Below are 13,676 nucleotides of genomic sequence, written 5' to 3'. Positions count from 1 at the left end.
ATGACCTGATGATGATCAGGCGGACAGACGGGCGCGACCCTTGCCACGGCGGGACGCGAGAATCGCGCGGCCGGCACGGGTACGCATCCGCAGCCGGAAGCCGTGGGTCTTGGCGCGACGACGGTTGTTCGGCTGGAAGGTGCGCTTGCTCACTCGGGGGCTCCAGAAATGATGGGTGTGATGCGGGACATCGCCTGGCTGTCACCGTGCGCCCACGAGTAGCTCGCGTTTACGCCCGAGTGCACCGCTTCACAACCACAGATCGTGATCTTTGCCCATCGGAGGCAGGCGGCAGCAGCCATCGACAACTCGACCTGGTCACGGTACGCGCGGCTACGCCATCCGGTCAAACCAGCTCCGTGCCGGACTCCATTGTGCACAGGCTGTGGACAACAACTTGAACCGCGTGGGTCGCCCTGACTACCGTGGCTGAACTCCGGCTTCATTTCCTGCCGGTCTTCCCACCCCGTCCCGAGAACCACACATTCGTGGGACCTGCGAGAGAGCGTGCCTTGTGGCTGATGTACCTGCCGATCTTGCCGCAGTGTGGCCACGAGTGCTGGAGCAGCTCCTCAGGGAGGGCCAGCAGGGCGTCGAGCCCAAGGACAAGCAGTGGATCGAACGCTGCCAGCCCCTCGCACTCGTGGCCGACACCGCCCTGCTCGCCGTACCCAACGAGTGGGGCAAGCGGGTCCTGGAGGGCCGGCTCGCCCCCCTCATCAGCGAGACCCTGAGCCATGAGTGCGGCCGCCCCATCCGGATCGCCATCACCGTCGACGACTCGGCGGCCGAGCCCACACCGCCGGCCCCCGCCGTGCCCCAGCAGCACCGCTACCAGGGACCGCCGCGCGACGACCAGCGGCAGAGCGACGGCTACGACGGCTACGGACACCGGCCGCAGGACGACGGGATGCCCTCGGTCCGCCCGGCCTACCCGGACTACCAGCAGCAGCGTCCCGACCCCGGCTCCTGGCCGCGGACCCAGGAGGACCTGTCCTGGCAGCAGCCGAGGCTCGGCGGCTACCAGGAGCACGATCCGTACGCCACCGTCCGCCCCCAGCAGCCGCAGCACGACTACCGGGGCCCCCAGGGGCTCGATCCGTCCCCGTACGAACAGCGCCCCGACCGGCACGACCTCCAGGACCCCCCGCCGGGGCGCCACGGAGGCGGTCACGGCGGAGGTCCGCACAGCGGTCCGCGCGGCGGCGCGCCGGGACCGCTCGGCGCCCAGCCCGCCCCCGCGCCGGGACCGGGCGAGCCGCACGCCCGGCTCAACCCGAAGTACCTCTTCGACACCTTTGTGATCGGCGCGTCCAACCGGTTCGCGCACGCGGCGGCGGTCGCCGTCGCCGAGGCGCCGGCGAAGGCGTACAACCCGCTCTTCATCTACGGGGAGTCCGGGCTCGGCAAGACCCATCTGCTCCACGCCATCGGGCACTACGCCCGCAGCCTCTATCCGGGCACGCGCGTCAGATACGTCAGCTCGGAGGAGTTCACGAACGAGTTCATCAACTCGATCCGTGACGGCAAGGGCGACACCTTCCGCAAGCGCTACCGCGATGTCGACATTCTGCTGGTCGACGACATCCAGTTCCTGGCGAGCAAGGAATCGACGCAGGAGGAGTTCTTTCACACCTTCAACACGCTCCACAACGCCAACAAGCAGATCGTGCTGTCCTCGGACCGGCCGCCCAAGCAGCTCATCACCCTCGAGGACCGGCTGCGCAACCGCTTCGAGTGGGGGCTGACCACCGATGTGCAGCCGCCCGAGCTGGAGACGCGTATCGCGATCCTCCGTAAGAAGGCGGTGCAGGAACAGCTCAACGCGCCGCCCGAGGTGCTGGAGTTCATCGCCTCCCGGATCTCGCGCAACATCCGTGAGCTGGAGGGCGCGCTCATCCGGGTCACGGCGTTCGCCTCGCTCAACCGTCAGCCGGTGGATCTCGGTCTCACCGAGATCGTGCTCAAGGATCTGATCCCGGGCGGCGAGGACTCGGCCCCGGAGATCACCGCCGCCGCCATCATGGCGGCCACCGCCGACTACTTCGGGCTGACGGTGGAGGACCTCTGCGGTTCCTCACGGAGCCGGGTGCTGGTGACGGCCCGGCAGATCGCGATGTACCTCTGCCGGGAGCTGACCGATCTCTCGCTGCCCAAGATCGGTGCGCAGTTCGGCGGCCGCGACCATACGACCGTGATGCACGCGGACCGGAAGATCCGCGCGCTGATGGCCGAGCGGCGCTCCATCTACAACCAGGTCACCGAACTCACGAACCGCATCAAGAACGGCTGACACGGCCGGGCCGGCCGGCCCGGCACGGCCGACGCGACGCCTGCCGACGAAGGGCGCCCGGAACACCGTACGACGCGGTCCCCGGGCGCCCTTTCCCATGCCCGGAAGCACCCCCGGAAGCGACGCCGGAAGCGACTCAGGAGTGCCCTGAAAATGCTCCGCAGACGCTCCGGAGGCGCCCCGGGGAGCGCCCTGGAGGGCTCCCGACGCCGTGCCGCGGGCCTCCAGGCGGCCCCGCCGGCGTGTCGGCGGGGCGTCAGGTCTGTTCGAATCCGGGGTGGACCAGGGGTCTTCTCCACAGATCGGGGAGCGATCTCCCGTCCACAGCCTGGGGACCGGGAAGTTGTCCAGACTGTGTCCACAGCCCCACCCGCCGAAGATCGATCGGACCAGGTCAGGCCCCTGTGGAATTGTGGCTGACGCCTCTCCACAGACTGTGGACGAAGAATTCGTCCACAGGGCGCGGCGGCGGTTGTCCACCGGCGGCCCACAGGCTGGCCCACGTTGCCCACAGCCTGTCCACATCCCTGTCCACTGTTCGGCAACGAAACATCCCGGATCGCTGAGTCGAGTGAAAGGCGTCACACCAACAAGGCCGATTGGGCTGTGGGGAACCTGGGTAAAGCTGGGGACAGGGTTGGGGAGAAGTACCTGTGTCCTGTGCATCGGGTGTGCACAACTTTCGGCCGTCCACAGAACCGCCGAGTTGTCCACCGTGCCCACCCACAGGGTCGGTGGACAAAAAATCGGGTCTGACCTGGGAAAACGACGTTATCCACGGTTTCCACAGGCCCTACTACTACTCCCACTTAGAGTTACCGGTGAATCCGCTTGGAAGCGGGGCCTGTGCACAACTCGGCCCCGGAGCGCCCGGTGCCCGTCGTCCCGACTTGACCCGCGGCAGCAACGACTGTCGGCGCCGTACGTCAGACTGGTCCCCGGCATCACAGCCGACGACGAAAGCCAGCAGGGCGAGCCAGCAACAGCAGGAGGCGGTTCCGGTGAAGATCCGGGTGGAGCGCGATGTACTCGCGGAGGCGGTGGCCTGGGTGGCCCGCAGCCTCCCGGCCCGTCCGCCGGCGCCCGTACTTGCGGGCCTTCTGCTGAGGGCGGAGGACGGCGCTCTCAGCTTCTCCAGCTTCGACTACGAGGTCTCGGCGCGGGTCTCGGTGGACGCCGAGGTCGAGGAGGACGGCACGGTCCTCGTCTCCGGCCGGCTCCTCGCCGACATCTGCCGCGCCCTGCCCAACCGTCCCGTGGAGATCTCCACGGACGGTGTACGGGCCACGGTGGTCTGCGGCTCCTCGCGCTTCACCCTCCACACACTCCCCGTGGAGGAGTACCCGGCGCTGCCGCAGATGCCGACCGCCACGGGCACCGTCCCCGGTGAGGTCTTCGCCTCGGCCGCCTCGCAGGTCGCCATCGCCGCGGGCCGTGACGACACGCTGCCCGTGCTGACCGGCGTACGGATCGAGATCGAGGGCGACACGGTCACCCTGGCCTCGACCGACCGCTACCGCTTCGCGGTCCGTGAGTTCCTCTGGAAGCCGGAGTCCCCGGACATCTCCGCGGTCGCCCTGGTGCCCGCCAAGACGCTGCTGGACACCGCCAAGGCGCTCACCAACGGCGACACCGTCACCCTGGCGCTCTCCGGGTCCGGTGCCGGCGAGGGGCTGATCGGTTTCGAGGGCGCGGGGCGGCGCACCACCACCCGGCTGCTCGAAGGCGATCTGCCGAAGTACCGCACGCTGTTCCCCACCGAGTTCAACTCGGTCGCGGTGATCGAGACCGCTCCGTTCGTCGAGGCCGTCAAGCGTGTGGCCCTGGTCGCCGAGCGGAACACCCCGGTGCGGCTGAGCTTCGAGCAGGGCGTGCTGATCCTGGAGGCCGGTTCCAGCGACGACGCACAGGCTGTGGAGCGGGTCGACGCGCAGCTCGACGGCGACGACATCTCGATCGCCTTCAACCCGACCTTCCTGCTGGACGGGCTGAGCGCGATCGACTCCCCGGTGGCCCAGCTCTCCTTCACCACCTCCACGAAGCCGGCACTGCTCAGCGGCCGTCCCGCCGTCGACGCGGAGGCGGACGCGGCGTACAAGTACCTGATCATGCCGGTACGCCTGAGCGGCTGACCCCACAGGTGAGTGGCCGGGTCCGGGCGTAGGCTCGGATCCGGGTACGAAATCGCCTCAACGCTTAAGGAATGCCTGATGGAGCTCGGTCTCATCGGTCTCGGCAAGATGGGCGGCAACATGCGCGAGCGCATCCGCCGCGCGGGCCATACCGTCATCGGATACGACCGCAACCCGGACGTGTCCGATGTGCACAGCCTTCAGGAGCTGGTGAGCAAGCTCAAGGGCCCGCGGGCCGTCTGGGTGATGGTGCCGGCCGGTGCCGCGACCCAGGCGACCATAGATGAGCTGGCCGAACTGCTGTCCGCGGGCGATGTCGTGGTCGACGGCGGCAACTCCCGCTGGACGGACGACGAGAAGCACGCCGTGGAGCTGGGCATCAAGGGCATCGGCTTTGTCGACTGCGGTGTCTCCGGCGGTGTCTGGGGCCTGGAGAACGGCTACGCGCTGATGTACGGCGGCACTTCGGAGCATGTGGCGCAGGTGCAGCCGATCCTCGACGCGCTCAAGCCCGAGGGTGACTTCGGCTCCGTCCACGCCGGCAAGGTCGGCGCGGGCCACTTCGCCAAGATGGTCCACAACGGCATCGAGTACGCCATGATGCAGGCCTACGCCGAGGGCTGGGAGCTGCTGGAGAAGGTCGACTCGGTCACCGATGTCCGGGAGGTCTTCCGCTCCTGGCAGGAGGGCACGGTCATCCGTTCCTGGTTGCTGGACCTCGCGGTCAACGCCCTGGACGAGGACGAGCACCTGGACCGGCTGCGGGGCTTCGCGCAGGACTCCGGCGAGGGCCGGTGGACGGTCGAGGCGGCGATCAACCACGCGGTGCCGCTGCCCGCGATCACCGCGTCGCTGTTCGCCCGGTTCGCGTCCCGGCAGGACGACTCGCCTCAGATGAAGATGGTGGCGGCACTGCGCAACCAGTTCGGCGGCCACGCGGTGGAGTCGAACGAACCGAAGAAGTGAACGGATCGTCGAGGACGTAGCGGACCGTCCGTGCGGACGAGCGGCCGCGACGGACCGACGAAGCACAGCACCGAGCCGGGGGAGGCCGACGCACACCCATGCACGTCACGCATCTGTCGCTGGCCGACTTCCGCTCCTACGCCCGGGTCGAGGTCCCGCTCGACCCGGGCGTGACCGCTTTCGTGGGGGCGAACGGACAGGGGAAGACCAATCTGGTCGAGGCCGTCGGCTATCTGGCGAGCCTCGGCAGCCACCGGGTGTCGTCCGACGCGCCGCTGGTGCGGATGGGTGCGGACCGTGCGGTGATCAGGGCCTCGGTCACCCAGGGCGAGCGTTCGCAACTGGTCGAACTCGAACTGAACCCGGGCCGCGCCAACCGGGCCCGTATCAATCGGTCCTCGCAGGTCAGACCGCGTGATGTGCTGGGGATAGTACGGTCCGTGCTGTTCGCGCCGGAGGATCTGGCGCTGGTGAAGGGGGATCCGGGCGAGCGCCGCCGGTTCCTCGATGAACTGATCACCGCGCGCTCGCCCCGGATGGCGGGGGTGCGCTCGGACTACGACCGGGTGCTCCGACAGCGCAACACCCTGCTGAAGTCCGCGGCGATGGCGCGGCGGCACGGCGGGCGCGGTATGGATCTGTCGACGCTGGACGTATGGGACCAGCATCTCGCGCGCGTGGGCGCGGAACTGCTGGCGCAGCGGATCGATCTGATCGCGGTCCTCCAGCCGCTCACGGACAAGGCGTACGAGCAACTGGCGCCCGGCGGCGGCCCGGTGGCGCTGGAGTACCGCTCCTCCGCCCTGGACGCCGTCGTCCCCGACACCTCCGCGGCCGGCCTCCCGGGCGCGGACGGGCACGCCGACGCGTCGGCGTCCGCGCATACGCGCGACGAGCTGTACGCACAGCTTCTGGCCGCCCTGGCCGGGGTGCGCAAGCAGGAGATCGAGCGGGGCGTGACCCTGGTCGGTCCGCACCGCGACGACCTGGTCCTGAATCTGGGCCGGATGCCCGCGAAGGGGTACGCCAGCCATGGCGAGTCCTGGTCGTACGCGCTGGCGCTCCGGCTGGCCTCGTACGATCTGCTGCGCGCCGAGGGCAACGAGCCGGTACTGGTGCTGGACGACGTGTTCGCCGAGCTGGACGCGCGACGGCGGGAGCGGCTCGCGGAACTGGTGGTTCCGGGCGAGCAGGTGCTGGTGACCGCGGCGGTGGACGACGATGTGCCCGGAGTGCTGGCGGGGGCCCGATTCCTGGTGGCCGACGGCGCGGTGGAGCGCGTATGACCGGCCTCGCAGGGGCAGGGCAGCCCGCGGAGCCGCCCAGGCCGCCCGGCGCCGAGCGGCCTCCGGTGCCCGAGTCCTCCGGTGTGGATCTGGCGCGGGTCGCGCTGCGCGCGGCCAAGGAGCAGGCGCGGGCGCGCGGGGCCGCCGTACAGCAGAGGAAACAGGCGAGACGGGGCGGCGGGCTGCGCTCGGGCGCGGGGGCGGACGGACGCGATCCCCTGCCCCTCGGCGCGGCGATCAACCGGCTGATCACGGAGCGGGGCTGGGAGACACCGGCCGCCGTGGGCGGGGTGATGGGCCGCTGGCCGCAGATCGTCGGTGAGGACGTGGCGAAGCACTGTGTGCCGCAGCGGTACGACGAGGGCAAGGACGAGCGGGTCCTGACGGTGCAGTGCGACTCGACGGCCTGGGCGACACAGTTGCGGCTGCTGGCGCCCCGGCTGGTGGCCCGGCTGAACGAGGACCTGGGCCATGGCACCGTACGGATGATCAAGGTCCTCGGGCCCGGTGGCCCACCGCAGCGGTACGGCCGTCTGCGCGCACCGGGAAGCAAGGGGCCGGGCGACACCTACGGCTGAGAACCCTTACGGCCGGGGGGGACGGCGTCCCGGGACCGGCCGTACGCCGCGCGCCAGCGGCTCGTACAGCTCCCGTACAGGCTCCCGCACAGGAAACCCCCGCACAGGAAGTCACCGTACGGGGAGGCGAGCGCACCGGGGAGCCGGCACCCGCCCGCACCCGTACGGGTGGGTGTGCGGAGCCGCCTTGACCCGGGGGCCGATCCGCCGTGACGGAGGACACCCCCGACCCCGCCCAGGCCCCGCCCCAGCCGCCCCACGCCTTCCGTTCCGTCCCCCGGCCCCGCCATCGCCCGGGCCCCGGCCCCCCGCTCCCGTCCGGCTTCCCCGCAGGTTCCGATCCCCGCCGAACACCCCGGTGACCTGCGGGAGCGTGCGCCGGGACCGAGCTGTCCCTCACCGTAGCGGGAGGTTGACAGCCCGAAGCGCTCAATGCCCGTGTGAGCCTCCTGTAGCCCCTTCCCGAATATGGGGAGTCGGCAGGCGCTCATTCAGGGCGGCACATGCGGACTCAGGTACCGGCAAACCCCCATTCGGGTCGGCGCTACCGGTAGACTGATGGGAAATCCCGCTGTGCTTGCGGGACACGTCGACACAAGCCGAACGACGCAGCCGCTCCCGCTAGCTCGGAGAACGGCCTGTGCTGTGCCAGAAAGGGCGCTTCGTGGCCGATTCCGGCAACCCCAATGAGAAGACTCCGTCCCCCACCACCGGGGAGAACGGCGAGGTGACCGCCTCGTACGACGGCAGTGCCATCACCGTTCTCGAAGGCCTTGACGCGGTCCGCAAGCGGCCCGGTATGTACATCGGCTCGACCGGTGAGCGTGGACTGCATCACTTGGTGTACGAGGTCGTCGACAACTCCGTCGACGAGGCCCTGGCGGGGCACGCGGACACCATCGACGTCACCATCCTCGCCGACGGCGGGGTGCGCGTGATCGACAACGGCCGCGGTATCCCGGTGGACATCGTTCCGTCCGAGAACAAGCCGGCCATCGAGGTCGTGCTCACGGTGCTGCACGCGGGCGGCAAGTTCGGCGGCGGCGGCTACGCCGTCTCCGGCGGTCTGCACGGCGTCGGTGTCTCGGTCGTCAACGCCCTGTCCTCGAAGGTCGCGGTCGAGGTCAAGCGGGACGGTCACCGCTGGACGCAGGACTACAAGCTCGGTGTGCCGACGGCTCCGCTGCTCCGCAACGAGGAGACGGGCGACTCCGGCACGTCGGTCACCTTCTGGGCCGACCCGGACATCTTCGAGACGACGGAGTACTCCTTCGAGACGCTCTCCCGCCGCTTCCAGGAGATGGCCTTCCTCAACAAGGGCCTGACCCTGACCCTGACGGACGAGCGCGAGTCGGCCAAGGCCGTCGTCGGCGCCGATGTCGCGGGCGCGGACGTCACCGAGGGCACCGCGGAGGAGCCGGCCCGTACGGTCACGTACTACTACGAGGGCGGCATCGTCGACTTCGTGAAGTACCTCAACTCGCGCAAGGGCGAGCTGATCCACCCGACGGTCATCGACGTGGAGGCCGAGGACAAGGAGCGGCTGCTCTCCGTCGAGATCGCGATGCAGTGGAACGCCCAGTACAGCGAGGGCGTGTACTCGTTCGCGAACACGATCCACACGCACGAGGGCGGTACGCACGAAGAGGGGTTCCGGGCCGCTCTGACGGGTCTGGTCAACCGGTACGCGCGCGAGAAGAAGCTGCTGCGGGAGAAGGACGACAATCTCACCGGTGAGGACATCCGTGAGGGTCTGACGGCGATCATCTCGGTGAAGCTGGGCGAGCCCCAGTTCGAGGGCCAGACGAAGACCAAGCTCGGCAACACCGAGGCGAAGACCTTCGTCCAGAAGGTCGTCCACGAGCACCTCACGGACTGGTTCGACCGCAATCCGAACGAGGCCGCGGACATCATCCGCAAGTCGATCCAGGCCGCCACGGCCCGGGTCGCCGCCCGCAAGGCGCGTGACCTCACCCGGCGCAAGGGACTGCTGGAGAGCGCGTCGCTGCCGGGCAAGCTGAGCGACTGCCAGTCGAACGACCCGTCCAAGTGCGAGATCTTCATCGTCGAGGGTGACTCCGCCGGCGGTTCCGCGAAGTCGGGCCGCAACCCGATGTACCAGGCGATCCTGCCGATCCGCGGCAAGATCCTGAACGTCGAGAAGGCGCGGATCGACAAGATCCTCCAGAACACCGAGGTGCAGGCGCTGATCTCGGCGTTCGGCACGGGTGTGCACGAGGACTTCGACATCGAGAAGCTCCGCTATCACAAGATCATCCTGATGGCGGACGCCGACGTCGACGGCCAGCACATCAACACGCTGCTGCTGACGTTCCTGTTCCGCTTCATGCGTCCGCTGGTCGAGGCCGGGCACGTCTATCTGTCGCGGCCGCCGCTCTACAAGATCAAATGGGGCCGGGACGACTTCGAGTACGCGTACTCCGACCGGGAGCGCGACGCCCTGGTCGAGCTGGGCAAGCAGAACGGCAAGCGCATCCGCGAGGACTCGATCCAGCGCTTCAAGGGCCTGGGCGAGATGAACGCCGAGGAACTGCGGATCACCACGATGGACATCGACCACCGGGTGCTCGGCCAGGTCACGCTGGACGACGCCGCCCAGGCCGACGACCTGTTCTCGGTGCTGATGGGCGAGGACGTCGAGGCGCGGCGGTCCTTCATCCAGCGCAACGCCAAGGACGTCCGCTTCCTCGACATCTGAGTCGGTCACAGCCGACGGATCTCAGCTCACGGATTCGAAAAGGCCGAAAGGAACTCTGACCAGCAATGGCCGACGAGAACACCCCTGACACACCTGACACACCCGTCCCCGATCCCGGTACCCCGGAGACCGCCACCGCCGTGGAGGGCCCGTCGCGCGTCGAGCCCGTCGGGCTCGAGACGGAAATGCAGCGCTCGTATCTCGACTACGCGATGTCCGTCATCGTGTCGCGCGCGCTGCCGGACGTACGGGACGGTCTCAAGCCGGTCCACCGGCGTGTGCTGTACGCGATGTACGACGGCGGCTACCGGCCCGAGAAGGGCTTCTACAAGTGCGCCCGTGTCGTCGGTGACGTCATGGGTACGTACCACCCGCACGGCGACTCCTCGATCTACGACGCCCTGGTCCGCCTGGCGCAGCCGTGGTCGATGCGGATGCCGCTGGTGGACTCCAACGGCAACTTCGGTTCTCCGGGCAACGACCCGGCCGCGGCCATGCGGTACACCGAGTGCAAGATGATGCCGCTGTCGATGGAGATGCTCCGGGACATCGACGAGGAGACCGTCGACTTCACGGACAACTACGACGGCCGCAACCAGGAGCCGACGGTCCTGCCGGCGCGGTTCCCGAATCTGCTGATCAACGGCTCGGCCGGCATCGCCGTCGGGATGGCGACGAACATCCCCCCGCACAATCTGCGGGAGGTGGCGGCGGGCGCGCAGTGGGCGCTGGAGCACCCGGAGGCCACGCACGAGGAGCTGCTCGACGCGCTGATCGAGCGGATCAAGGGCCCCGACTTCCCGACCGGCGCGCTGGTGGTGGGCCGCAAGGGCATCGAGGACGCGTACCGCACGGGCCGCGGCTCGATCACGATGCGCGCGGTGGTCGAGGTCGAGGAGATCCAGAACCGCCAGTGCCTGGTGGTCACGGAGCTTCCGTACCAGACCAACCCGGACAACCTCGCTCAGAAGATCGCCGATCTCGTCAAGGACGGAAAGATCGGCGGTATCGCGGACGTCCGCGACGAGACGTCCTCCCGCACCGGCCAGCGGCTGGTCGTCGTCCTGAAGCGGGACGCGGTCGCCAAGGTCGTGCTGAACAACCTGTACAAGCACACCGATCTGCAGACCAACTTCGGCGCGAACATGCTGGCGCTGGTCGACGGCGTGCCGCGCACGCTCTCCCTGGACGCGTTCATCCGCCACTGGGTGACGCACCAGATCGAGGTCATCGTCCGCCGGACGAAGTTCCGGCTGCGCAAGGCCGAGGAGCGGGCGCACATCCTGCGCGGTCTGCTCAAGGCGCTCGACGCGATCGACGAGGTCATCGCGCTCATCCGGCGCAGCGACACGGTCGAGACCGCGCGTACGGGCCTGATGGGGCTGCTCGCGATCGACGAGATCCAGGCGAACGCGATCCTGGAGATGCAGCTCCGCCGGCTGGCGGCCCTGGAGCGGCAGAAGATCGTCGCGGAGCACGACGAGCTCCAGCAGAAGATCAACGAGTACAACGCGATCCTGGCGTCGCCGGAGAAGCAGCGTCAGATCGTCAGCGAGGAACTGGCCGTCATCGTCGACAAATTCGGCGACGACCGGCGCTCCAAGCTGGTGCCCTTCGACGGTGACATGTCCATCGAGGACCTGATCGCCGAGGAGGACATCGTCGTCACCATCACGCGTGGCGGCTATGTGAAGCGCACGAAGACGGACGACTACCGCTCGCAGAAGCGCGGCGGCAAGGGCGTGCGGGGTACGAAGCTGAAGGAGGACGACATCGTCGACCACTTCTTCGTCTCGACCACGCACCACTGGCTGCTGTTCTTCACGAACAAGGGCCGGGTCTACCGGGCGAAGGCGTACGAGCTGCCGGACGCGGGCCGCGACGCCCGGGGCCAGCACGTGGCCAATCTCCTCGCCTTCCAGCCGGACGAGCAGATCGCGGAGATCCTGGCGATCCGGGACTACGACGCCGTCCCCTATCTGGTCCTGGCGACCAAGGCGGGTCTGGTGAAGAAGACCCCGCTGAAGGACTACGACTCGCCGAGGGCGGGCGGTGTCATCGCGATCAACCTCCGGGAGACGGAGGCGGGCGCCGACGACGAGCTGATCGGCGCCGAGCTGGTGTCGGCCGAGGACGACCTGCTGCTCATCAGCAGGAAGGCCCAGTCGATCCGGTTCACCGCCACGGACGACGCCCTGCGTCCGATGGGACGAGCCACATCGGGTGTCAAGGGGATGAGTTTCCGCGAAGGGGACGAACTGCTGTCGATGAATGTCGTCAGGCCCGGTACGTTCGTCTTCACTGCTACGGATGGCGGGTACGCGAAGCGAACCGCGGTCGACGAGTATCGCGTCCAAGGTCGTGGTGGCCTCGGTATCAAGGCCGCCAAGATTGTGGAGGACCGCGGATCGCTCGTCGGCGCGCTGGTGGTCGAGGAAACGGATGAGATCCTTGCCATCACCCTCGGCGGCGGTGTGATTCGCACGCGAGTCAACGAAGTCAGGGAGACGGGCCGTGACACCATGGGCGTCCAACTGATCAATCTGGGCAAGCGCGATGCCGTCGTCGGTATCGCTCGCAATGCCGAGGCCGGCCGTGAAGCGGAAGAGGTCGACGGGACCGATGACCCGGGGACCGACGAGGCGGGTACGGCCGAGGTCGTCGCCGAGGGCAATCCGCCCTCGGCCGGGGAGCACGAGGAGTAGAGCGTGAGTGGAGCCACGGGCGCCGGATCGGCCGCTTCCGGAGCGAACGGTGCCCGTGGCCCTGCCACGGACTCCCAGGGGGTAACGGTGACCGATACCCGGGGGCACAAGCCCCCGTACGAAACGTATGGCGCTGAGCAGTCGCAGTCGGCCGCGCAGCCGTATCACCCGCCGCAGGCGTATCCCTCGCCGGGCGGGGGGACCCAGGCCGGACAGCCGGGGTCCCCGCAGGGCGTGGCCGGTGCCGCACCCGCGGCCGGTGCCGCGGCCTCGGCCGTACGCAGGCCGAGGACGGGCGCGCGGACGACTCCGCGGACGCGCAAGGCGCGGCTGCGGGTGGCGAAGGCCGATCCGTGGTCCGTGATGAAGGTGAGCTTCCTGCTCTCCATCGCACTGGGCGTCTGCACGGTCGTCGCCGCTGCGGTGCTGTGGATGGTCATGGACGCCATGGGCGTCTTCTCGACGGTCGGCGGCACGATCAGCGAGGCCACGGGTTCCAACGAGAGCAACGGTTTCGACCTCCAGTCGTTCCTGTCGCTCCCGCGGGTGCTCATCTTCACGTCGGTCATCGCGGTGATCGACGTGGTTCTGGCGACGGCGCTGGCGACGCTCGGAGCCTTCATCTACAACCTGTCGGCCGGCTTCGTGGGCGGTGTGGAGCTCACGCTCGCCGAGGACGAGTGAGCAGCGGGTATCGATTTTGGGGCTGGCCCTGAAGTGCGCTAATCTTCAGGGGCAGCGCGGGGCTATAGCTCAGTTGGTTAGAGCGCATCCCTGATAAGGATGAGGCCACAGGTTCAAATCCTGTTAGCCCCACCGCGACAATCGGCTCGTACGGAAGACATCCGTACGAGCCGATTGCATTTGGCGGTTCTTCCGATCGGCTGTTCTTTCTGCCCGATGAAGGCCGGAGTTGGGTTGCGGGCAGGTCACCGATCGGTATCGGTCGGTGTGTATAGTCGGGCGGCAGAAGTCCCCTACGTCAAGGAAAGACGAG

Annotated in this window: 9 protein-coding genes and 1 tRNA gene; 9 read left to right on the top strand and 1 reads right to left on the bottom strand. The window is 68.5% G+C overall.

Going from position 1 to position 13,676, the window contains the following annotated elements; genetic code table 11:
* Positions 1-15: 15 nt before the first annotated feature.
* On the bottom strand, positions 16-153 hold the full coding sequence (rpmH, locus tag ACFYYH_RS32330; protein WP_003949374.1) for a 50S ribosomal protein L34: 138 nt from the start codon (positions 151-153) through the stop codon (positions 16-18).
* Between the two features lie 361 nt (positions 154-514).
* Here rpmH and dnaA point away from each other — a divergent pair, with 361 nt between their 5' ends.
* The 9 genes from dnaA to ACFYYH_RS32285 all read left to right on the top strand — a co-directional run bounded on the left by dnaA (position 515) and on the right by ACFYYH_RS32285 (position 13,495).
* Positions 515-2,293 (top strand): chromosomal replication initiator protein DnaA, encoded by a 1,779-nt coding sequence (gene dnaA, locus ACFYYH_RS32325; RefSeq protein ID WP_388558741.1) that lies wholly within the window; start codon positions 515-517, stop codon positions 2,291-2,293.
* A gap of 1,001 nt (positions 2,294-3,294) precedes the next feature.
* Positions 3,295-4,425: a DNA polymerase III subunit beta gene (gene dnaN, locus ACFYYH_RS32320; RefSeq protein ID WP_388558738.1), complete on the top strand. Its 1,131-nt coding sequence runs from the start codon at positions 3,295-3,297 to the stop codon at positions 4,423-4,425.
* A 78-nt stretch (positions 4,426-4,503) separates the two neighbouring features.
* Complete coding sequence (gnd, locus tag ACFYYH_RS32315) at positions 4,504-5,391, top strand: phosphogluconate dehydrogenase (NAD(+)-dependent, decarboxylating) (RefSeq protein WP_388558735.1); 888 nt, start codon at positions 4,504-4,506, stop codon at positions 5,389-5,391.
* 98 nt (positions 5,392-5,489) lie between these two features.
* The gene (gene recF, locus ACFYYH_RS32310) at positions 5,490-6,677 is read left to right on the top strand and encodes a DNA replication/repair protein RecF (protein WP_388558732.1); all 1,188 of its coding nucleotides are present in this window, start codon (positions 5,490-5,492) and stop codon (positions 6,675-6,677) included.
* The gene (locus ACFYYH_RS32305) at positions 6,674-7,255 is read left to right on the top strand and encodes a DUF721 domain-containing protein (protein WP_388558729.1); all 582 of its coding nucleotides are present in this window, start codon (positions 6,674-6,676) and stop codon (positions 7,253-7,255) included. Before recF ends, ACFYYH_RS32305 begins: the two co-directional genes overlap by 4 nt.
* A gap of 640 nt (positions 7,256-7,895) precedes the next feature.
* Positions 7,896-9,974 carry a DNA topoisomerase (ATP-hydrolyzing) subunit B gene (gene gyrB / locus ACFYYH_RS32300; protein ID WP_388558726.1) on the top strand — a complete coding sequence of 693 codons (2,079 nt, stop codon included), beginning with the start codon at positions 7,896-7,898 and terminating at the stop codon, positions 9,972-9,974.
* Between the two features lie 65 nt (positions 9,975-10,039).
* Positions 10,040-12,679, top strand: coding sequence for a DNA gyrase subunit A (gene gyrA, locus ACFYYH_RS32295; RefSeq protein WP_388558723.1), 2,640 nt, complete (start codon positions 10,040-10,042; stop codon positions 12,677-12,679).
* An 87-nt stretch (positions 12,680-12,766) separates the two neighbouring features.
* On the top strand, positions 12,767-13,363 hold the full coding sequence (locus ACFYYH_RS32290) for a DUF3566 domain-containing protein (protein WP_388558720.1): 597 nt from the start codon (positions 12,767-12,769) through the stop codon (positions 13,361-13,363).
* 58 nt (positions 13,364-13,421) lie between these two features.
* Positions 13,422-13,495 (top strand) — tRNA-Ile (locus ACFYYH_RS32285).
* Positions 13,496-13,676 lie beyond the last annotated feature (181 nt).

Origin of the sequence: Streptomyces sp. NPDC002018 (assembly GCF_042890865.1) — a bacterium.
GTDB lineage: Bacteria > Actinomycetota > Actinomycetes > Streptomycetales > Streptomycetaceae > Streptomyces.
This window is presented reverse-complemented; position numbering and strand designations above follow the sequence as displayed.